This window comes from Pseudomonas lundensis (assembly GCF_002269125.1).
GTDB classification, from domain to species: Bacteria; Pseudomonadota; Gammaproteobacteria; order Pseudomonadales; family Pseudomonadaceae; genus Aquipseudomonas; species Aquipseudomonas lundensis_A.
The window spans coordinates 1-21,943 of record NZ_NQKI01000048.1; the positions used below are offsets into that span (position 1 = coordinate 1).

The window sequence follows — 21,943 nt, forward strand, 5'->3', positions numbered from 1 at the left end:
TCTTCACGCAAAATTTCCTTAATCCGGTCAGGAGAAAATTCTACTTCTGATGCGTACTTTTTTCAGGGGGGATTACCGATGGATGCTCGCATAGGTCCGGAGAATGGTTAGGTTCGCTATCTTAATTCGGGACAAGTTCTCGTGCAGCACAAGTTTCCATTCTATCTGCCTCATCGCCCAATACTTTTCTTCGATAGCTAGCTTCTCTGCCATTCTGTTCTGCACGCCGATTTCTGCATCCTCAAACTCCTTCCGATATTTGACGGACCGCGCGGCAACTTTAACTTCGCCCGATGAGTCAATGAAGGTGATCAGAAAATCAGTCGTCATGACTACTGGAATCTGAGTTCCGGGATAGACCGGGTGACGATAATTAAGGCTGTTAGCGATTGCTTGAGTTTCAGTTTGCGTCAATAGCGGGAATTGCTCACGGATATCGATAATGGAATTATCACGTTCCAGGACGGTGAGGTAGTCGCGCTCAGCATTAGATATCAGGTGGTGAGTACGATGTATCTTTACACCCAACACCAGGTGAGACACACCTTTGGATTTGATATCCCAAACCTTGATCCAAGGCACATAGGATTCTTTCACGCCGCTCCCACGACCAGATTTGATTCTCCTATCGATTTTCTGCTGAGTCATCAGCTTGGAAGGCGCAGGCTTAAACGATGCAGCTGGATCAGATATCATTTTCGAGTCGCTCATCATTGGGCGACCCACTCGACCGGAACGACACTGGGGGGATGTGGCGTGGGAGATGTCAGGAGCGGGCTCGGCCAGGACAACGGTCACAGGTCACAGGTCCAGAGGATTTTGATCCTAATTTTCAAGACCTGCTCCTGCCCCTGATGTACGGTCGGAGCAGGAGCTTGTGACAACCTTTATTGAGTTGTGACAACCTTTATTCTTTTGTGACAACCTTTATTGTTTGTAAACAGTTGTTTCTCGTCGGGGCATTTATTCCACAGTGACGGATTTCGCCAGATTGCGTGGCTGGTCTACGTCTGTCCCTTTAAGTACAGCAACGTAGTACGACAACAACTGCAGCGGTATGGTGTAGAGGATGGGCGCCAGTACATCATGGATGTGCGGCATGTTAATCACATGCGTGCCTTCCCCATTGCTCATGGCTGACTGCTCGTCTGCAAATACAATCAGTTCGCCACCGCGCGCACGTACTTCCTGCAAGTTGGATTTTAATTTTTCCAACAGTTCGTTATTCGGCGCGACCGTGACCACCGGCATGTCGTTATCCACAAGCGCGAGCGGACCATGTTTCAACTCTCCTGCCGGGTACGCTTCAGCATGGATATACGAAATCTCCTTCAGCTTGAGCGCACCTTCCATCGCCACAGGGAACTGAGCACCACGACCCAGGAACAGGGTGTGATGTTTGTCAGCAAACAACTCCGCAACTTTTTCGACGGTCGTATCCATTGCCAGCGCCTCCCCCAGACGTGCAGGCAGGCGACGCAGTTCTTCTACCAATTGGGCTTCAACACCCTCCTCCAACGTACCGCGTACTTGCCCCAGCGACAGCGTCAGCAGCAGCAGCCCGACTAATTGGGTGGTAAAGGCTTTGGTGGAAGCCACACCAATTTCGCGACCTGCCTGGGTCAGAAGTGTCAGGTCAGACTCACGCACCAGCGAGCTGATGCCCACGTTACAAATGGCCAGACTGCCCAGGAAACCCAGCTCTTTAGCATTACGTAGGGCTGCCAAGGTGTCAGCGGTCTCGCCAGATTGCGAGATGGAAACGAACAATGTGTCTGGCTGGACCACCACTTTGCGGTAGCGGAATTCGCTGGCCACTTCGACCTGACAAGGAATTCCCGCCAACGACTCCAGCCAATAACGCGCGACCATGCCCGCGTGATAGCTGGTGCCACAAGCAACGATCTGAACATTACGGACCTTGGCAAACAGCTCGGCTGCTTGTGGACCAAAGGCCTGAACCAAGACGTGATCCTGACCCAAGCGGTTTTCCAACGTGCGTTGGACGACCGAAGGCTGCTCATGAATTTCCTTGAGCATGTAGTGACGAAACTCGCCTTTGTCTGCTGCTTCAGCGCCATCGGTGTATTGAACGGTTTCACGCTGGACGTTTTGGCCGTTCACATCCCAGATCTGCACGCTGTCCCGACGGATCTCAGCAATATCGCCTTCTTCCAGGTACATGAACCGGTCAGTGACTTGGCGCAGGGCCAACTGATCAGAGGCCAGGAAGTTTTCCCCCAGACCCAGGCCAATCACCAATGGGCTGCCGCTGCGTGCAGCGACCAAGCGGTCCGGCTGTTTGGCACTGATAACGGCCAAACCATAAGCCCCGTGCAACTCTTTGACGGTGGCTTTGAGCGCAGCAGTCAGGTCGTTATTATCTTTGAGCTTATGGTTAAGCAGGTGCGCAATGACTTCGGTGTCAGTGTCCGACGTAAATACGTAGCCCAGCCCCTTGAGTTGTTCGCGCAGGGCTTCATGGTTCTCGATGATGCCGTTGTGCACAACTGCAAGATCGGAACCCGAAAAGTGCGGATGCGCATTACGCTCGCAGGGAGCACCGTGTGTGGCCCAGCGGGTGTGGGCGATACCCAGACGCCCCATCAACGGTTCGCCGGCCAGTGCCTGTTCAAGCTCTGCCACTTTACCGTTGCGACGCATACGCTCCAGCGTGCCATTATTCGTAAATACGGCGACACCGGCACTGTCATACCCGCGGTATTCAAGACGCTTCAAGCCTTCGAGCAGAATGGCCGTGATATTCCGTTCAGCGACTGCGCCAACAATTCCACACATAACGTTCTCCTAACTAAGTGCCGCGCATAACAAGGTTATGCCTCGGGCCTGAATCTGTTCGCGCGCTTCTTGCGGCAGGCGATCATCAGTAATAAGGGTATGGACGCTGCTCCAGGGCAGTTCCAGATTGGGTATTTTTCGACCGATCTTGTCGGCCTCCACCATCACGATCACTTCGCGCGCGACGTCGGCCATGACCCGGCTCAACCCCAGCAACTCGTTGAACGTGGTGGTGCCGCGCTGCAAATCGATGCCGTCAGCGCCAATGAATAATTGATCAAAATCGTAGGATCGCAGCACCTGTTCGGCCACTTGGCCCTGAAAAGACTCAGAGTGCGGGTCCCAGGTTCCGCCAGTCATGAGCAACACGGGCTCATGTTCCAGTTCACTCAAGGCATTAGCGACATGAAGTGAATTGGTCATGACCACCAGGCCCGGTTGCAAACCGAGTTGAGGAATCATTGCAGCCGTCGTGCTGCCACTGTCGATGATGATGCGCGCATGCTCTTTGAGCAGACTGACTGCCGCCCGGGCAATCGCCTGCTTATAGAGCGACACCGACTGGGACGGGTCCATCACTAACTCTTGCGGTAAGGTGATCGCACCACCGTAACGACGCAAAAGCAGGCCATTACTTTCGAGTGCGGCTAAATCCTTGCGAATCGTAACCTCGGAAGTTTCGAAGCGTTTAGCCAGCTCATCCACACTGACTTCGCCTTGCGCATTGAGCAGGGCAAGAATGTTATGTCTACGTTGTGGAGTATTGCGCTTTGACATAAACGCCTTAAGTTTCGTTTCGAAAGATAACGAAAGCAATGAGACCCGATCTCGAATTCGACGTCAACGGAATTCTGGATTTTTTGCCTGTGAATAACTCGCCTAATCCCCATAATCAGAGGCCATGCAGAATCAGGTCGATTGGATGAAAAAAGCCCTTATCCACAGCTCATGGATAAGGGCTTTTTTAAACTACTGATTATTAAGGGATTTGTAACAATACAAATTACCCACACTGCACGAATTTGCCCTGTGGATAACGCAGCATTACGCCTTTGGCAGCTTTACCGGGCGCTGCCATCCTTCGATGTTGCGCTGACGCGCCCGACCAACGGCAAGTTGCTCGGCAGGTACGTTTTGATTGATGGTCGAACCGGCAGCCGTTGTCGCGCCATCTGAGATATCCACAGGCGCGACCAGGGAGTTGTTGGAACCAATAAACACATCAGCCCCCATTACGGTTTTCCACTTATTCGCGCCATCGTAATTGCACGTAATGGTACCGGCACCAATGTTAGTGCGCGCGCCAACCTCGGCGTCGCCAAGATAGGTCAGATGACCACATTTGGCGTCTTCACCCAAATGGGTGTTTTTCAATTCGACAAAGTTACCCACATGGGCCCGCGCATCGAGAACGCTACCGGGACGCAAGCGTGCGAAGGGCCCGGCATCACTGCCCTCGCCCATGACGGCACCATCGAGATGGCTGTTGGCTTTGACCACTACGCCTTTACGCAAAACGCTGTCTTTGATCACGCAATTGGGGCCAATCACCACGTCATCTTCAATGACCACACGACCTTCGAGAATAACGTTGATGTCGATGAGCACATCACGTCCGACAGTCACGTCACCACGCACATCAAAGCGCGCCGGATCGCGCAGGGTGACACCCAACGCCATTAAGCGACGCGCTTCACGTAGCTGATAATGACGCTCCAATTCCGAAAGCTGCTTGCGGTCATTGGCGCCCTGCACTTCCATCGCGTCGTGCGGTTGTTCCGTCGCGACGACCAAACCATCGTTAACGGCCATGGCAATCACGTCGGTCAGGTAATACTCACCTTGAGCGTTGTTGTTAGACAACCGGCTCATCCAGTCACCCAGACGGTTGGCCGGAACCGCGAGAATGCCAGTGTTGCCTTCGGATATAGTGCGCTCAGCCTCAGTTGCATCCTTGTGCTCAACAATCGCGCACACCTTGCCTGCTGCGTCACGCACGATGCGGCCGTATCCGGTCGGGTCGTCCAGGTTTACGGTGAGCAAGCCCAACTGTTGCGGCGTAACTTGCTTAAGCAAACGTTGCAACGTGTCGACTTCAATCAACGGCACGTCGCCGTACAAGATCAGTACATTCTCAGCGGTCAAAAATGGCAGCGCTTGAGCCACTGCGTGGCCCGTGCCCAATTGCTTGTCTTGAAGAACAAAATTCAAATCGTCAGCAGCCAAGCGCTCGCGCACCTGATCTGCACCGTGACCAATGACGACATGGATACCGGTTGGCTTTAGTTGGCGGGCGCTGTGGATAACATGGCCCAGCATGGAGTTGCCGGCCACCGGGTGCAGAACCTTGGGCAAGGCCGAACGCATACGGGTGCCCTGACCTGCTGCGAGAATTACGATATCGAGAGACATGACTGGCTACCAATCCTGGGTGGTCAGCGGATGCGACCAAAAAGTATTTCGCGGAAAAAGAAAAAGGGTAGCCGAGGCTACCCTTTTTAATCAATCACACAATAAGCAGGAGGCTTAGCCGCCGAACTTCTTGCGGATCTGCTGGACGGTGCGCAGCTGAGCTGCGGCCTCGGCCAGTCGTGCAGCCGCAGCTCCGTAATCGAAGTCTGCGCCTTTTTCGTTCAGGGCCTTCTCGGCAGCCTTGACGGCTTCCTGAGCGGAGGCTTCATCCAGGTCGGCAGCACGTTGCACGGTGTCGGCAAGCACCTTGACCATGTTCGGCTGAACCTCGAGGTAACCACCGGAGATGTAATACACCTCGGCTTCCCCACCCTGTTTGATCAGGCGGATCGGACCTGGCTTGAGTTCAGTGATCAGCGGAGCGTGACCCAGAGCGATACCAAGATCACCCAGGCTGCCGTGCGCAATCACCATCTCAACCAGACCGGAAAAGATTTCTCCTTCCGCGCTGACGATATCGCAATGGACTGTCATATTAGCCATCTGATTGCCTCAACCTGATTAGCGCCCGTTTCCGGGCGCCCGAATTACAGTTTCTTGGCTTTCTCGATCGCTTCTTCGATGCCGCCGACCATGTAGAACGCTTGTTCTGGCAGGTGGTCGTAGTCACCGTTGAGGATGCCTTTGAAGCCAGCAATGGTGTCTTTCAGGGAAACGTATTTACCCGAAGCGCCAGTGAAGACTTCAGCCACGAAGAACGGCTGAGACAAGAAACGCTGGATCTTACGAGCACGGGATACCAACTGCTTGTCGGTTTCCGACAGCTCGTCCATACCCAGGATCGCAATGATGTCCTTCAGTTCTTTGTAACGCTGCAATACGTACTGAACGCCACGCGCGGTGTCGTAGTGTTCCTGGCCGATTACGTTCGGATCCAGCTGGCGCGAAGTCGAATCAAGTGGATCAACCGCTGGGTAGATACCCAGGGAGGCGATGTCACGGGACAGTACAACGGTCGCGTCCAAGTGGGCAAACGTGGTTGCAGGCGACGGGTCAGTCAAGTCATCCGCAGGTACGTATACCGCCTGGATGGAGGTGATCGAACCGCTTTTGGTCGAAGTGATACGCTCTTGCAGAGTACCCATCTCTTCGGCCAGGGTCGGCTGGTAACCTACTGCGGAAGGCATACGGCCCAGCAGTGCGGATACTTCAGTACCGGCCAGGGTGTAACGGTAGATGTTGTCAACGAACAACAGTACGTCGTTACCTTCGTCACGGAACTTCTCGGCCATGGTCAGGCCGGTCAGTGCTACGCGCAGACGGTTACCCGGCGGCTCGTTCATCTGACCGTAAACCAGTGCCACTTTGTCCAGTACGCTGGAATCCTTCATCTCGTGGTAGAAGTCGTTACCCTCACGAGTACGCTCACCCACACCAGCGAACACAGAGTAACCGCTGTGTTCCATGGCGATGTTACGGATCAGTTCCATCATGTTTACGGTTTTGCCTACACCGGCACCACCGAACAGACCAACCTTACCGCCTTTTGCGAACGGGCAAACCAGGTCGATAACCTTGATGCCTGTTTCCAGCAGATCGTTGCCGCCAGCTTGTTCAGCGAAGGACGGTGCAGGACGGTGAATGCCCCAACGCTCTTCGGTGTCAATCGGGCCAGCTTCGTCGATCGGGTTGCCCAGTACGTCCATGATCCGGCCCAGTGTCGCTTTACCGACCGGTACGGAGATGGCTGCGCCAGTGTCGATAACGTCCAGACCGCGCTTCAAGCCTTCGGTAGAACCCATCGCAATGGTACGAACAACGCCGTCGCCCAGCTGCTGCTGAACTTCCAGAGTTGTTTCCGCGCCTTGTACTTTCAGCGCGTTGTAGATGCTCGGTACGTTTTCGCGTGGAAATTCCACGTCGATCACGGCGCCGATGATTTGAACGATACGTCCGCTACTCATAGCTGGATCCTCTGAATATTTGAACCGTTAAACCGCGGCAGCGCCGCCGACGATTTCCGAGATCTCTTGGGTGATCGCAGCCTGACGCGCCTTGTTGTAGATCAGCTGCAAATCGCTGATCAAATCACCGGCGTTGTCAGTGGCGTTCTTCATTGCGATCATCCGCGCAGCTTGTTCAGCTGCACTGTTCTCGACCACCGCCTGGTATACCTGCGATTCCACGTAACGCACCATCAAGCCGTCAAGCAGCTCTTTAGCGTCTGGTTCGTAGAGGTAGTCCCAGTGGTGCTTGAGTTCTTGATCCGGGGTCGCCACCAGTGGAATCAATTGCTCCACAGTCGGCTGTTGCGTCATGGTGTTGATGAACTTGTTGGACACCACGGACAGGCGATCAATACGGCCTTCCAGGTAAGCATCCAGCATCACCTTAACGCTGCCGATCAAATCATTGATCGACGGTTCTTCACCCAGATGGCTGATGGCAGCGACGACGTTACCGCCGAAGTTACGGAAAAAAGCCGCACCTTTGCTGCCGACCACGCACAGATCAATCTCGGCGCCGTTTTCGCGGTTTACCGCCATGTCCTTGACCAAAGCCTTGAACAGGTTGGTATTCAAACCACCGCACAAACCACGGTCACTGCTCACTACAACATAACCAACGCGCTTAACAGGGCGGTCGATCATGAAAGGGTGGCGGTATTCCGGGTTGGCGTTGGCCAAATGCCCAATAACCTGGCGGATGCGCTCCGCATAAGGACGGCTAGCAGCCATGCGCATTTGTGCCTTGCGCATTTTGCTGACCGCCACTTTTTCCATGGCGCTGGTAATTTTTTGCGTGCTTTTGATGCTCGCAATCTTACTGCGAATCTCTTTTGCGCCTGCCATGTAACACCTATCAGGTTAGCAAGCGGGAGCCTTGCGGCTCCCGCTGCGGCTTACCAGGTTTGGGTGGCCTTGAACTTCTCGATACCGGCTTTCATGCCAGCGTCGATCTCGTCATTGAAGTCACCCTTCACGTTGATCTTCGCCATCAAGTCGGCGTGATCGCGGTTGAAGTAAGCAATCAGCGCTTGTTCAAAGCTACCGACCTTGGTGATTTCGACGTCAGTCAGGAACCCACGCTCAGCGGCATACAGCGACAGCGCCATGTCAGCGATCGACATTGGTGCATATTGCTTCTGCTTCATCAGCTCGGTAACGCGCTGACCATGCTCAAGTTGCTTACGGGTCGCTTCGTCCAGGTCAGATGCAAACTGAGCGAATGCCGCCAGTTCACGGTACTGAGCCAGAGCGGTACGGATACCACCGGACAGCTTCTTGATGATCTTGGTCTGAGCGGCACCACCCACACGGGATACCGAAACACCGGCGTTCACTGCAGGGCGGATGCCCGAGTTGAACATGGCCGATTCCAGGAAGATCTGACCGTCAGTGATGGAAATCACGTTGGTCGGAACGAACGCGGAAACGTCGCCAGCCTGAGTTTCGATGATCGGCAGTGCGGTCAGGGAACCGGTTTTGCCGGTCACTGCGCCATTGGTGAACTTCTCAACGTACTCTTCAGAAACGCGGGATGCGCGCTCCAGCAGACGGGAGTGGAGATAGAACACGTCGCCTGGGTAAGCTTCACGGCCTGGTGGACGGCGCAGCAGCAGGGAAATCTGGCGGTAAGCCACTGCTTGCTTGGACAGATCGTCATAAACGATCAGCGCGTCTTCACCGCGGTCGCGGAAGTATTCGCCCATGGTGCAACCGGAGTACGGTGCCAGGAACTGCAGCGCTGCGGATTCGGAAGCACTGGCTGCAACGACGATGGTGTTGGCCAACGCGCCGTTTTCTTCCAGCTTGCGAACCACGTTAGCGATGGTCGATTGTTTCTGACCGATCGCTACGTATACACAGAAAATGCCGCTGTCTTTCTGGTTGATGATCGCGTCGATCGCCAGAGCGGTTTTACCGATCTGACGGTCACCGATGATCAGCTCACGCTGGCCACGGCCGACAGGGATCATGGCATCGACAGCCTTGTAGCCAGTCTGTACAGGCTGGTCTACCGACTTACGCCAGATCACGCCTGGAGCAACTTTCTCGACCGCATCGGTCTCGGTGTTGTTCAGCGGACCTTTGCCATCAACTGGGTTACCCAGTGCGTCGACTACGCGACCCAGCAGTTCCTTACCAACCGGAACTTCCAGAATGCGGCCAGTGCACTTGGCGCTCATGCCTTCAGCCAGAGTCGTGTATGCGCCCAATACTACGGCACCTACAGAGTCTTGCTCGAGGTTAAGAGCCATGCCGAAGACGCTGCCCGGAAACTCGATCATTTCGCCGTACATTACGTCGGCCAGACCGTGAATCCGCACAATGCCGTCAGATACGCTGACGACAGTGCCTTCGTTGCGGGCTTGAGAGGTCACATCGAGTTTTTCGATGCGGCCCTTGATAATTTCACTTATTTCGGAAGGATTGAGTTGCTGCATTGCTCTGCTGCCCCTTCAAACTCAAGATTTCAATGCTTCGGCAAGGTTTGCGAGTTTCCCGCGAACCGAGCCATCGATAACCAGGTCGCCGGCGCGGATGATGACACCACCTATCAGGCTGGCATCCTCCGCAACTTGCAGGCGCACTTCCCGGTCGAGTCGTGCACTGAGAACCTTGGCGAGTTTGTCTTGCTGTTCTTGGTTCAATGCAAAAGCACTGGTCACTTCAACGTCTACCGACTTCTCTTGTTCAGCCTTGTACAGGTCAAACAGAGCGGCAATCTCCGGCAACAGCGGGAGACGGTCGTTTTCGGCAACGACATGGATGAAGTTCTGTGCTTCTACAGTGAACTTGTCGCCGCACACATCAATAAATGTGGCGGCCTTTTCTGCGCTCGTCAGTCGCGGGGCCTTGAGCACGCGCTGCATAGTGTCGTCTTGCGACACTGCTGCAGCCAGGCCGAGCATGGCTGACCAAGAGGCCAGTTGCTGGTGGGCCTGGGCGTGCTCGAAGGCTGCCTTAGCGTAAGGTCGGGCCAACGTGGTCAATTCTGCCATGATCGCCCTCGCTTAAATTTCAGCAGCCAGTTTATTAACCAGCTCCGCGTGCGCGTTTTGATCGATTGTGGCACCCAAGATCTTCTCAGCACCTTCGACAGCCAGGCCACCCAATTGGGTACGCAGGGCGTCTTTAACGCTGTTCAGTTCCTGTTCGATCTCGGCCTGAGCCTGAGCCTTCACACGGTCAGCTTCAACGCGAGCCTGTTCACGGGCTTCGTCTACGATCTGAGTACCGCGTTTCTTGGCTTGCTCAATGATTTCAGCTGCTTGAGCCTTAGCTTCGCGCAGTTGCTGACCCGCTTTATCTTGGGCCAACTCCAGGTCGCGAGCTGCTCGGTTAGCAGCGTCCAGTCCAGCCGCAATCTTCTTCTGACGTTCTTGCAATGCCGCGATGACCGGAGGCCACACGAACTTCATGCAAAACAGTACAAAAATGAAGAACGCAACGGACTGGCCAATCAGGGTTGCATTAATGTTCACGCCAACACCTCGCTCGTTCGTTGTCCATCACTCTAATCAACTCGAAAATTCGAGTGATTAGCCAGCGAGTTGACCAACGAAGGGATTAGCGAAGGTGAAGAACAGTGCGATACCAACACCGATCATGGTTACGGCGTCGAGCAGACCGGCAACGATGAACATTTTAACTTGCAGCATTGGAACCATTTCTGGTTGACGCGCTGCGCCTTCCAGGAACTTGCCGCCCAACAGGCCGAAACCAATTGCAGTACCCAGTGCGCCCAGGCCGATCAACAGTGCAACAGCGATAGCGGTTAGACCAACTACAGTTTCCATCTTTCCTCCCGACTTTTACGTCGTATGGTTTAGGTTTTTAGATTAAAGCGGTAAAACAAAATCATTTTGCGACGCCCTCTCGCCGGAGCGAGAGGGGCACCAGACTCGCCGAAACGGGTCTTAGTGGTTCTCTTCGTGCGCCATCGACAAGTAAACGATGGTCAACATCATGAAGATGAACGCTTGCAAGGTGATGATCAGGATGTGGAAAACAGCCCACGCCCATTGCAGCACCACGCCCAGACCGCTAAGCCAAAGCAGGCCGCTGCCGAACATTACGGCGATCAGGATAAATACCAGTTCGCCAGCGTACATGTTGCCGAACAGACGCAGTGCCAGCGAGATTGGCTTGGCAATCAGCGTCACGAATTCGAGCAGGAAGTTCACCGGAATCAGCAGCGCTTGAACGAAAATGTTCTTGCTGCCAAACGGGTGCAGGGTCAGTTCGCCAATGAAGCCGCCAATACCCTTGATCTTGATGCTGTAGAAGATGATCAGTGCAAATACCGACAGGGCCATGCCCAGGGTAGCGTTCGGATCAGTCGTCGGTACGGCTCGGAACGGGAAGTGCTCATCGCCAGTGATCAGGATGGCCAACTGAGGAATCCAGTCCACCGGGATCAAGTCGATGGCGTTCATCAGGAACACCCACACGAAAATTGTCAGCGCCAGCGGAGCAATAACGGCGCTGCGGCCGTGGAAACTGTCTTTGACGCTGCCATCAACGAATTCCACCAGCACTTCTACGAAGTTCTGAAGTGCGCCTGGTTGACCGGAAGTTGCCTTCTTGGCCGCCATGCGGAAAACGAGGATAAAGATCAGGCCTACAAACAGCGACCAGCCGAGTGTATCGACGTGGAATGCCCAAAAGCCCATTTCTTTAGCTTCTGCAACGGTGTGAGCAAAGCCCCAGCCGCCATCAGGTAGCTGCCCGAAGGTCAGGTTCTGTAAGTGGTGCTGGATATAGCCCGAAGCGGTTGTTTCTGCCATGGTTGCCTCAAACGCCCTAAGGTCTCGAAAGTGTTGTTCTCATTAGCAGGGGAGCGAACCAGCTGACCAGTTGGGTCAGCACGAAGACGCCAAATACTGCTAACGGCGCCAATGGCTTCACACCTGCAAACGTCAGCGCGAACAGCACTGCCGTCAAAATTAATTTGCCTGCCTCGCCGGCGTAAAACGACCGCACGATGGCTTGCGCTGCTCGAGCGCCGGAAAACCGGAAAGCCCTGTGAGCAAAATACACATTGGGTAGCAAAGCAATCAGGCCTCCGCAGAGTCCCGAATATCCGGCGACGACTCCATGCCATTGCCAGAGCCCCAGAGCAGCCAGCAATAAAACGACAAATTGAGCCAGTAAAACCGGAAAAACCGCTAGGCGATGGAACGGCAAGCGGTTTGGCGTGCGTGTTTCCATCACATCTGCTCCTCAAAGGCCGGCTGCCAAAAGTAATAACTTGGCATAATTTGTGCCGACAAAATGCGCGCAGAGTATAGGGGCGCTTAATCCCCTATTCAACTGTCAGGTAGTGATTTCCGACTGCGCGCTACACGAGGAATTGTTTCAGCGGATGTGTGCAAGCACTCCCTGGAGCTCATCCAGAGAATTGTAACCAATTACTAATTGGCCTTTTCCCTTCTTTCCGTGACGGATCTGCACCGCAGAGCCTAGGCGTTCGGCCAATCGTTGTTCGAGGCGTGCGATGTCCGGATCAGGTTTAACCGGTTCAGCGGGTTCCTGTTTTCCACTCAACCACTGTCGAACAAGGGCTTCTGTCTGACGTACGGTCAACCCGCGTGCGACAACGTGTCGCGCCCCTTCCACCTGCTGGTTTTCCGGCAAACCAAGCAACGCACGTGCATGACCCATTTCAAGGTCGCCGTGGGACAACATGGTTTTGATCACTTCCGGCAGGGATATCAACCGCAACAAGTTAGCCACGGACACGCGGGATTTACCCACAGCATCAGCCACTTGTTGTTGAGTCAGTTGAAACTCTTGCTGCAAACGCTGCAAGGCAATGGCTTCTTCGATCGGATTGAGGTCTTCACGCTGAATGTTTTCAATCAGTGCCATCGCGATGGCGGTTTCGTCCGGGACATCGCGCACCATCGCCGGGATGGTCTCTTTGCCCGCTTGTTGGCTTGCACGCCAGCGACGTTCGCCCGCAATGATTTCAAAACGGTTGCCGTCGATCGGGCGCACAACGATCGGCTGCATCACGCCTTGAGATTTGATCGAATTGGCAAGTTCTTCGAGGGCTTGCGGGTCCATATCACGGCGCGGTTGATATTTGCCGCGCTGGATCAGGTCCAGGGGCAAATGCTGCAATTCACTTTGATCAACCTTGACCGCTTGCTCTTCCAGCGAGCTGACCGTAGGACCACTGAGCAGTGCATCCAGTCCGCGTCCTAGACCTCGTTTCTTGACGGCCATGGGATTTCCTTAAGTTGGCTGAACTGTGCGGGGGCTACGACGTTGACGACGAACCAGCTCGCCCGCCAGGGCCAGGTAAGCAATCGCGCCACGGGAATTTTTGTCATACGCCAGCGCCGGCATACCGTAACTCGGTGCTTCGGCCAAACGAATGTTGCGCGGGATCACCGTGTCATAGAGCTGACCGCCGAAATGCTCCTTGAGCTGCGCCGAAACATCGTTCATCAGGCTCAGGCGCGGATCGTACATGGTCCGAAGCAGGCCTTCGACCTTCAAGTTAGGGTTCAGCAGTTCCGCGATGCGTTTGATGTTATCCACAAGGTCGCTCAGCCCTTCCAGCGCAAAGTATTCGCACTGCATCGGGATGATGACGCCATCGGCGGCCACCAGCGCATTCAAGGTCAGCATCGACAATGACGGGGGGCAATCGATCAGGATGTAATCGTAACTTTCTCGAACCGGCGCCAGTGCTGTACGCAGACGGCTTTCTTTCATCTGCATCTCAAGCAGCACGACTTCTGCAGCCGTGAGATCCCGGTTGGCCGGCAGTAGTTGGTAACCACCGTGCTCGGAGTAGTGCATGGCCTGCGCCAAATCGCACTCACCGATCAACAGGTCGTAGACCGAATTCTCAAGACCGTGTTTATCCACACCGCTACCCATGGTGGCGTTGCCTTGTGGATCAAGGTCGATCAACAACACTCGACGCTTGGTAGCGACCAGCGATGCCGCGAGGTTGATACAGGTGGTGGTTTTACCCACGCCCCCTTTTTGGTTCGCTATTGCGAATACCTTAGCCATTCTTGCGTGCGTTCCCAATCATGCCGTGCGGCGCAGTATCAGCAGATGGCGTTGGCCTTGGCAACCCGGAACGGTCAAGGCGTGTTCGCTATCTAGACGAAAATCAGTGGGCAATGCTACCAGCTCATCAGCAGGATGAACGCCCTTCATGGCTAACCAGCGTGTATCGCTGTCGCCCAGATGACGGGTCCAGTGGGTGAAGTTCTCCATGCTGCTGAAAGCTCGAGACACAATTCCAGTGAACGGCAGCTCAGGTTGATACTCTTCAACCCGACTGTGGATAACTTGAAGATTGTCTAACTTGAGCTCAAGTTTCACTTGGGTCAGAAAACGGGTTTTCTTGCCGTTGCTGTCCAGACAAGTGACTTGCGAGCCAGGAAACAGAATCGCCAGAGGGATACCAGGCATGCCTCCGCCACTGCCAACATCCAGCCAACGGCCGTTCTCGATGAAAGACATGACGCTCAAGCTGTCGAGCAAATGGCGCGACACCATCTCGTCAGGATTACGCACAGCCGTGAGGTTGTAGGCCTTGTTCCATTTGATCAACAGGGCCAGATAACCCAGCAGTTGCTGATGCTGGATTTCTGTCAGATTTACGCCCAGTTGGCGTGCACCTGTGGATAACTCTTCGGCGTGTTGTGCAGTGACCAGCGAACTCAAGCGTTTAGCTCCAACGTGCGGCCTGCGCCGCGTTTTTTCAGGTGAATCATCAACAGGGAAATCGCAGCCGGGGTGACGCCGGGAATACGCGAAGCCTGACCCAGTGTCTCGGGACGCGTGGCACCCAGCTTGCTCTGGATCTCTTTCGACAGACCGGAAATGGTCGTGTAATCGATATCCACAGGCAATTTGGTATTTTCACTGGCCCGTAACCGGGCAATTTCATCCTGTTGGCGATCAATGTAGCCGGCGTATTTGGTTTTGATTTCAACTTGCTCAGCGACCAGCGGATCAATTGCCCCCTGCCCGGTCACTTCCACCAAGCCGGCATAGTCGATCTCAGGACGGGTCAGCAAATTCAGCAAGTTGTACTCGTGGGTTAGCGGCGTACCGAATTTGGCAGCAATTGCATCACCTTGTTCCGTGCCCGGCCGAACCCACGTGCTTTTCAAGCGTTGTTCTTCGCGCTCAATGCTTTCGCGCTTGTCACAAAAGGCTGCCCAACGAGCGTCATCAACCAGCCCAAGTTCACGGCCTTTTTCAGTCAAGCGCATGTCGGCGTTGTCTTCACGCAGGATCAAACGGTATTCCGCGCGGGATGTAAACATCCGGTACGGTTCCTGAGTGCCCAAGGTAATCAGGTCATCTACCAACACGCCGATGTAGGCTTCGTCGCGGCGCGGGCACCAGCTTTCTTTGCCTTGTGCAAGCAACGCGGCGTTGGTTCCCGCCAGTAAACCTTGGGCGCCAGCCTCTTCGTAACCGGTAGTACCGTTGATTTGACCGGCGAAGAACAAGCCGCCGATCACCTTGGTTTCAAGGCTGTATTTCAGGTCACGTGGATCGAAATAGTCGTACTCGATGGCATAACCCGGACGCACGATGTGTGCGTTTTCCATACCACGGATCGATTGCACAATCTGGATTTGCACATCGAACGGCAAGGATGTGGAAATGCCATTCGGGTACAGCTCGTGCGTGGTCAAACCTTCCGGTTCGATGAAGACCTGATGGCTCTCTTTGTCGGCAAAGCGATGAATCTTGTCTTCGATGGATGGGCAATAACGTGGCCCGATACCTTCGATTACACCCGAATACATCGGCGAGCGATCCAGGTTGGAAGCAATGATTTCGTGGGTCCGCGCGTTGGTATGGGTAATCCAGCAACTGACCTGGGCCGGGTGCTGTTGCTTATTGCCCATGAACGACATCACCGGAATCGGCGTATCCCCGGGTTGTTCAGTCATGACCGAAAAATCGACAGAGCGGCCATCGATACGCGGTGGCGTACCGGTTTTCAATCGTCCAACCCGTAAAGGCAATTCACGCAGGCGTTGAGCCAAGGCGATAGACGGTGGATCACCGGCTCGTCCGCCCGAATAGTTCTGCATACCGATGTGGATAAGTCCGCCCAGGAATGTACCGGTGGTCAACACCACGGCATCGGCCATGAAACGCAGACCCATTTGGGTCACGACGCCACGCACTTGATCCTGTTCGACGATCAAATCATCAGCAGCCTGTTGAAATATCCACAGGTTGGGCTGGTTTTCGAGGATTTCTCGTACTGCGGCCTTGTAGAGAATGCGGTCAGCCTGAGCACGTGTTGCCCGTACCGCAGGCCCTTTGCGGCCATTGAGTACGCGGAACTGGATTCCGCCTTTATCGGTAGCCGTTGCCATCGCGCCGCCGAGGGCGTCGATTTCCTTAACCAGATGACTTTTGCCGATCCCGCCGATTGCAGGATTGCAGCTCATTTGCCCGAGGGTTTCCACGTTGTGGGTCAGCAACAGGGTTTTTACGCCCATGCGTGCTGAAGCAAGTGCAGCCTCGGTTCCGGCGTGACCGCCACCGATGACGATCACTGCAAAACGGGAAGGGAAATTCACCACGCACCTCGTGCCTGTTTCTAGGGAGTTTTGGATAGACCGCGAAGTATAGGGACTTCGCCCTTCTTAAAGAACCCTTTGCACAAAATTTAACCAGCTGTGGATAAGGCAAGATAGAAAAATAAATAAAGAAGAAATTTATTAAAGCTTTGTTTTTATGTTTATTTCTATACAGCAACTTTTCTGTGGATAGATCCATAAGAGCCTTATTTCTCGTACTGTACAGAGGATCAAAAGTCTGTGGTCATGTAGCAATGAGGTGTTTGGATAACTGCCTTAAGCCTGTGGATATTAACGACACTTATCCACAGACGGGGTTATCTTCAGTTTTGACCCCTACTTACCCACTGACCTGAAGGCCAGTTATGCACAGGGCTTAAACCACAGAAAATAGCCCTGTGCCTGCATTTCAGGCAGCAAAAAAAACGCCTGCCCCCATCAGGGGCAGACGTTATTTGAATCCAAGCGCGATTTTGACGATGAACGGTTCATCAAGCAGGCGTGTTTTGCCAGCAGGCAAATGAAAAGAACGCCTCCCATCGTCACATAGGTGGGGTAAGTCTTACGCATTCCAAAGATGCCCAGAACTACCCCTGCTGTGAGGGAAGCAAGAACTGGCGCACACATCGTGGCGGGATCAATGGCGGACTGGACTAATACCTCTGGGGGAATGAAGGACCCCTAGCAGCTGAAAAGGTACAGGGTGCCTATCAGTAACGGGGACTGCGGCGGCTGCGCAAATGGACATAGCCGCGAATTTAACCAGCAGCTTTTCAGATCATTTGCCGATACAAAAACTGGAGAAAATTCGGCCCAGCAAATCATCTGAGCTAAATGCGCCTGTGATTTCTCCCAATGCGTGTTGGGCCTGTCGCAAGTCCTCAGCCAGCAGTTCTCCTGCGCCGGCCAAGGTCAGTTGCGACCGACCATGCTCCAACGCAGCACTGGCATGCCCCAAGGCCTCAAGGTGTCGCCTGCGAGCGCTGAAACTGCTTTCAGAGGTTTGTTCGTACCCCATGCAGGCTTTGAGATGTTCACGCAGTAAATCCAGACCTTCAGTGGAGCGGGCGCTCAGGCTGATGGTGACATGGCCATCATCGCTGACTTCCAATGCAATGGCTTCCCCGGTCAGATCAGCTTTGTTACGAATCAACGTGACCTTTGACGGATCAGGACGCTGCTCCAGAAACTCTGGCCACAGTGCAAACGGGTTATCAGCTTCCGGAGCCGTCGCATCGACGACCAGCAACACACGGTCGGCCTCGCCAATGGCTTTGAGGGCACGTTGTACACCGATCTTCTCGACGTGGTCTTCGGTGTCGCGCAATCCCGCGGTGTCGACCACATGCAGTGGCATGCCATCAATGTGGATATGTTCGCGTAACACATCACGTGTAGTCCCTGCGATTTCGGTAACGATGGCCGCTTCACGCCCGGCCAGCGCGTTGAGCAAGCTGGATTTTCCTGCGTTTGGCCGACCGGCAATCACGACTGTCATCCCATCGCGCAACAAGGCACCCTGACCCGCTTCCCGTTGAACGGTGGATAACTCTTCGCGGACCTTATCCAGCATGCCAAGCACATGACCATCGGCGAGAAAGTCGATTTCTTCTTCCGGGAAATCGATCGCGGCTTCTACGTAGATACGCAAACTGATCAGTTGCTCAGTCAAGTTATGCACACGCTGTGAAAAGGCGCCCTGCAATGATCGCAGTGCATTGCGTGCGGCCTGTGCAGAACTCGCCTCAATCAGGTCAGCAATAGCTTCGGCCTGGGCCAGGTCGAGTTTGTCGTTCAAAAACGCGCGCTCGCTGAATTCGCCCGGACGCGCCAGGCGGCAACCCAACTCAATGCAGCGTTGCAGCAGCATGTCGAGCACGATAGGGCCGCCATGACCTTGCAATTCCAGGACGTCTTCGCCAGTAAAAGAGTTGGGGCCGGGGAAATACAGCGCGATCCCTTCATCCAGCACTTCCCGGTTTTCACCGAAGAACGGCCCGTAATGGGCATAACGCGGTTTGAGCTCGCGAGCACTGAACGCCTGCGCAGCCTTGCTCGCTAGCGGACCGGAAACGCGCACGATCCCCACGCCACCTCGCCCTTGGGCGGTTGCCACAGCGGCAATGGTTTCAGCCGGAACACTCATAAAACAGGCCTCGAAAACAAAAGTGACAGATAGCAAAACGCCCCACTAGGGGGCGTTTTGAGTGGTGCTCACCAGAGTAAGTTACTCGGCTGCTTTTTTGGTAGCAGCTTCAACTTTACGCGTGATGTACCACTGTTGAGCGATGGACAGGCAGTTGTTCACAACCCAGTACAGCACCAGACCTGCCGGGAACCACAGGAAGAAGAAGGTGAAGATGATTGGCATCAGCTTCATCACCTTGGCCTGCATCGGATCCGGCGGTGTCGGGTTCAGACGCTGCTGGATGAACATGGTTGCGCCCATGATGATCGGCAGAATGAAGAACGGGTCTTTGATGGACAGGTCAGTAATCCAGAGCATGAACGGCGCCTGGCGCATTTCAACACTTTCCAGAAGTACCCAGTACAAGGACAGGAAGACCGGCATCTGCACCAGAATCGGCAAGCAGCCGCCCAGTGGATTGATCTTCTCTTTCTTGTACAGCTCCATCATGGCTTGCGACATTTTTTGACGGTCATCACCGAACTGCTCTTTCAGAGCGGCCAGTTTTGGCGCCACGGCGCGCATGCGAGCCATCGACTTGTAGCTGGCGGCCGACAGAGGGAAGAAGATCCCTTTGATCAGCATGGTCAGGAAGATAATCGACCAACCCCAGTTACCCACAATGCTGTGGATATGTTGCAGCAGCCAGAAAATCGGCTGGGCAATGAACCACAGGATGCCGTAGTCAACTGTCAGTTCCAGGCCTGGGGATAACTCTTTGAGTACACCCTGGCTCTTTGGACCTGCATACAGGGTTGCGCTGGTTTCAGCAGTTTTACCCGGTTCAACGGTCAACGTTGGGCCGGTGAAACCGATGATGTAGTTGCCCTGGTTGTCTTTGCGGGTCTGAACGACGTTGTTATCGCCTTTCTGAGGAATCCACGCGGTCACAAAGTAGTGTTGCAGCCAGGCTACCCAACCCCCTTGAACGGTCTCTTTCAGCTGACCCTTGTCGATATCTTTCATCGACACTTTTTTGTACGGTTCTGCACTTGTCCACAGGGCGGCGCCCAGGTAGGTAGCAGTACCGGTAGCGGTGCTGGAAGACGGGTCGGAGCTGGCGTCACGCTTCAATTGCGCGAACAGGTTGCCGTTCCACGGCTTGCCGCTCTCGTTATCAATCAAATACGTGACTTGTACATCGTAGAGGCCACGCTTGAGTGTGAAGCGCTTGATGTAGTTGACGCCGTTTTCGCTGAACTTGAGGTCAACAACCAATTGATCCTGGCCCGGGGCCAGCTCATAGGTTTTTTTCTCAGTGCTGAAAACCGGGCGACCGGAAGAACGAGCATCCGGGCCATCCACGCCTGTCAGGCCGCTTTGCGCCAGGTAGGTACGTTCGTTGCCGTTATCGAACAACTGGAATGGAACATCCGGGTGATCCTGGCGGCGCGGGTACAGCGGCAAACGCAATTGGGCAATGTCACCGCCCTGTGGATCAATTGCGATATCCAGCACGTCAGTTTTTACGTGAATCAAGTCTTTGCTAGCAGCAACCGGGGTTTCGGTCGGCGTGCTGGTATCAGCAGTGGCGCTAGGGACATCAGCACTGTTGGAAGCGTTGTTACCTGGAACCGTGTCGGGCAAAGCCGGCGCGGTGGTACTGCTGGCGGCAACATTCTGAGTCGGCAGAGCAGCCTGACCATAGTCCTGGTTCCATTTGAGAACCATAACGTAGGACACGACTGCCAGGGCGACGATCAGGATCGTGCGTTTAATATCCATGATTACTCGGCCATCGAAGAAGAACGGGAGGTAGGGATAGGTGGAACCGGGTCATAACCACCGGGATTCCACGGGTGACAGCGACCTAAACGACGAAAGGTCAGCCAGCCGCCGCGAAGAACGCCATAATTTTCGATGGCTTCCAACGCGTAGCAGGAACAACTGGGGTAGAAACGGCAGTGGCTGGCCATCAAAGGACTAATGGCATAACGATAAAACTGGATCGGAACGAGTGCCAGTTTACGCATCAGGACTGCCTACCCCTACAGTTTCGGAATTAACCGCTGGAACTGGCGAATTACGCGCCAGGCGCTTCCAGAGTTTGCCGAAATGCTGAATCAATTCGGGGTTCTCTACGTCACCCAAACCTTTGCGCGCGACGATAACGATATCCCAACCGACCAGTGAATCCTGGTGGAGACGAAACGATTCACGCATCAAACGCTTAAGGCGATTGCGCTGAACGGAGAGCTTTACGCTCTTTTTACCGATCACTAACCCCAAGCGGGGGTGATCGAGACCGTTACTGCGCGCAAGGAGCAGGAGATTTTTCCCCGGTACCTTGCCGGTGGGGGAGTCAAAGACTGCCTTGAAATGCCGGGGAGTGAGTAACCGCTTTTCCCGACTGAAGTCCTGACTCACCACCATTGTCTGATTATCAAACTGCCAGACGCGCACGGCCTTTGGCGCGGCGACGCGACAGGACGGCACGGCCGTTTTTAGTAGCCATGCGTGCACGGAAACCGTGAGTGCGGGCGCGTTTGATAGTGCTTGGTTGGAAAGTACGTTTCATGTCGTGCTACCTGGTTCGTCCACAACGGGCCGGAATGGCCCCCGTTTTAAGAGACCGGCGATTCTAGAGAATGCAAGCCAATAGGTCAATTTCCAACCAACCTTTCCTGGTAAATAGATGTGGGCTTTTTTACACAGACCTTTCTCTGCGCAGCTATAGAAATTAAAGAACGGTTTATTTAAAGCTCTTTTAAAGAACTTACTACTCTTACTGAGCACAAAATCTGTGGATAAAACGCTACAGGCCGTATAAATTCGAGCTTCCAGCGATTCAAAAGGTTGTCCACAAGCGGTGCTCTGCCTGTGCTGCTCCTTCGGAAAAGCTGTGTATGAAAGGGCCACTTATCCACAGTCGACTTATGCACAGAGTTTCGCCCCCACTTGTACAACGGGCTTAGGCCCGCTTATCCACAGAGCTTATGCACCTACCATTTGTC

Annotated in this window: 21 protein-coding genes and 1 pseudogene; all 22 read right to left on the reverse strand. The window is 54.3% G+C overall.

Annotated features, from left to right (window positions below; genetic code table 11):
- Window positions 1–78: 78 nt before the first annotated feature.
- Window positions 79–648: pseudogene (locus CJF39_RS20725) on the reverse strand (TnsA endonuclease N-terminal domain-containing protein); the annotation flags it as partial.
- 315 nt (window positions 649–963) lie between these two features.
- Complete coding sequence (gene glmS, locus CJF39_RS20730) at window positions 964–2,799, reverse strand: glutamine--fructose-6-phosphate transaminase (isomerizing) (RefSeq protein WP_094995117.1); 1,836 nt, start codon at window positions 2,797–2,799, stop codon at window positions 964–966.
- 9 nt (window positions 2,800–2,808) lie between these two features.
- Window positions 2,809–3,576, reverse strand: a complete 768-nt coding sequence (locus CJF39_RS20735) for a DeoR/GlpR family DNA-binding transcription regulator (protein ID WP_094995118.1) — start codon at window positions 3,574–3,576, stop codon at window positions 2,809–2,811.
- A 267-nt stretch (window positions 3,577–3,843) separates the two neighbouring features.
- Window positions 3,844–5,211 (reverse strand): bifunctional UDP-N-acetylglucosamine diphosphorylase/glucosamine-1-phosphate N-acetyltransferase GlmU, encoded by a 1,368-nt coding sequence (gene glmU / locus CJF39_RS20740; RefSeq protein WP_094995119.1) that lies wholly within the window; start codon window positions 5,209–5,211, stop codon window positions 3,844–3,846.
- Between the two features lie 114 nt (window positions 5,212–5,325).
- Window positions 5,326–5,745: a F0F1 ATP synthase subunit epsilon gene (locus tag CJF39_RS20745; RefSeq protein ID WP_432760263.1), complete on the reverse strand. Its 420-nt coding sequence runs from the start codon at window positions 5,743–5,745 to the stop codon at window positions 5,326–5,328.
- A 53-nt stretch (window positions 5,746–5,798) separates the two neighbouring features.
- Window positions 5,799–7,175 carry a F0F1 ATP synthase subunit beta gene (gene atpD, locus CJF39_RS20750; RefSeq protein ID WP_047279012.1) on the reverse strand — a complete coding sequence of 459 codons (1,377 nt, stop codon included), beginning with the start codon at window positions 7,173–7,175 and terminating at the stop codon, window positions 5,799–5,801.
- Between the two features lie 27 nt (window positions 7,176–7,202).
- Entirely contained in the window at window positions 7,203–8,063 is an 861-nt protein-coding gene (gene atpG, locus CJF39_RS20755) for a F0F1 ATP synthase subunit gamma (protein ID WP_019409117.1), read from the reverse strand.
- Between the two features lie 50 nt (window positions 8,064–8,113).
- Entirely contained in the window at window positions 8,114–9,658 is a 1,545-nt protein-coding gene (gene atpA / locus CJF39_RS20760; RefSeq protein WP_094995121.1) for a F0F1 ATP synthase subunit alpha, read from the reverse strand.
- A gap of 21 nt (window positions 9,659–9,679) precedes the next feature.
- The gene (locus CJF39_RS20765) at window positions 9,680–10,216 is read right to left on the reverse strand and encodes a F0F1 ATP synthase subunit delta (RefSeq protein ID WP_047279008.1); all 537 of its coding nucleotides are present in this window, start codon (window positions 10,214–10,216) and stop codon (window positions 9,680–9,682) included.
- A 12-nt stretch (window positions 10,217–10,228) separates the two neighbouring features.
- Window positions 10,229–10,699, reverse strand: a complete 471-nt coding sequence (locus CJF39_RS20770) for a F0F1 ATP synthase subunit B (RefSeq protein WP_047279006.1) — start codon at window positions 10,697–10,699, stop codon at window positions 10,229–10,231.
- Window positions 10,700–10,756: 57 nt separating this feature from the next.
- The gene (atpE, locus tag CJF39_RS20775; RefSeq protein ID WP_002555987.1) at window positions 10,757–11,014 is read right to left on the reverse strand and encodes a F0F1 ATP synthase subunit C; all 258 of its coding nucleotides are present in this window, start codon (window positions 11,012–11,014) and stop codon (window positions 10,757–10,759) included.
- A 120-nt stretch (window positions 11,015–11,134) separates the two neighbouring features.
- Window positions 11,135–12,004, reverse strand: coding sequence for a F0F1 ATP synthase subunit A (atpB, locus tag CJF39_RS20780; protein ID WP_047279004.1), 870 nt, complete (start codon window positions 12,002–12,004; stop codon window positions 11,135–11,137).
- A 16-nt stretch (window positions 12,005–12,020) separates the two neighbouring features.
- Complete coding sequence (locus CJF39_RS20785) at window positions 12,021–12,428, reverse strand: F0F1 ATP synthase subunit I (RefSeq protein ID WP_003437994.1); 408 nt, start codon at window positions 12,426–12,428, stop codon at window positions 12,021–12,023.
- Window positions 12,429–12,575: 147 nt separating this feature from the next.
- Window positions 12,576–13,448: a ParB/RepB/Spo0J family partition protein gene (locus tag CJF39_RS20790; protein ID WP_094995122.1), complete on the reverse strand. Its 873-nt coding sequence runs from the start codon at window positions 13,446–13,448 to the stop codon at window positions 12,576–12,578.
- 9 nt (window positions 13,449–13,457) lie between these two features.
- A complete protein-coding gene (locus CJF39_RS20795) occupies window positions 13,458–14,249 on the reverse strand; it encodes a ParA family protein (RefSeq protein ID WP_094995123.1) in 792 nt (263 codons plus the stop codon).
- Between the two features lie 18 nt (window positions 14,250–14,267).
- Window positions 14,268–14,912 carry a 16S rRNA (guanine(527)-N(7))-methyltransferase RsmG gene (rsmG, locus tag CJF39_RS20800; protein ID WP_094995124.1) on the reverse strand — a complete coding sequence of 215 codons (645 nt, stop codon included), beginning with the start codon at window positions 14,910–14,912 and terminating at the stop codon, window positions 14,268–14,270.
- The gene (gene mnmG / locus CJF39_RS20805; RefSeq protein ID WP_094995132.1) at window positions 14,909–16,801 is read right to left on the reverse strand and encodes a tRNA uridine-5-carboxymethylaminomethyl(34) synthesis enzyme MnmG; all 1,893 of its coding nucleotides are present in this window, start codon (window positions 16,799–16,801) and stop codon (window positions 14,909–14,911) included. The genes rsmG and mnmG overlap by 4 nt, the downstream gene beginning before the upstream one ends.
- Before the next feature lie 778 nt (window positions 16,802–17,579).
- Entirely contained in the window at window positions 17,580–18,947 is a 1,368-nt protein-coding gene (gene mnmE / locus CJF39_RS20810) for a tRNA uridine-5-carboxymethylaminomethyl(34) synthesis GTPase MnmE (protein WP_094995125.1), read from the reverse strand.
- Window positions 18,948–19,028: 81 nt separating this feature from the next.
- A complete protein-coding gene (yidC, locus tag CJF39_RS20815; protein ID WP_094995126.1) occupies window positions 19,029–20,714 on the reverse strand; it encodes a membrane protein insertase YidC in 1,686 nt (561 codons plus the stop codon).
- Window positions 20,715–20,716: 2 nt separating this feature from the next.
- Window positions 20,717–20,962, reverse strand: a complete 246-nt coding sequence (gene yidD / locus CJF39_RS20820; RefSeq protein ID WP_094995127.1) for a membrane protein insertion efficiency factor YidD — start codon at window positions 20,960–20,962, stop codon at window positions 20,717–20,719.
- Window positions 20,955–21,356, reverse strand: a complete 402-nt coding sequence (gene rnpA / locus CJF39_RS20825; RefSeq protein ID WP_202969404.1) for a ribonuclease P protein component — start codon at window positions 21,354–21,356, stop codon at window positions 20,955–20,957. Before rnpA ends, yidD begins: the two co-directional genes overlap by 8 nt.
- A gap of 16 nt (window positions 21,357–21,372) precedes the next feature.
- Window positions 21,373–21,507 carry a 50S ribosomal protein L34 gene (gene rpmH, locus CJF39_RS20830; RefSeq protein ID WP_003213577.1) on the reverse strand — a complete coding sequence of 45 codons (135 nt, stop codon included), beginning with the start codon at window positions 21,505–21,507 and terminating at the stop codon, window positions 21,373–21,375.
- Window positions 21,508–21,943 lie beyond the last annotated feature (436 nt).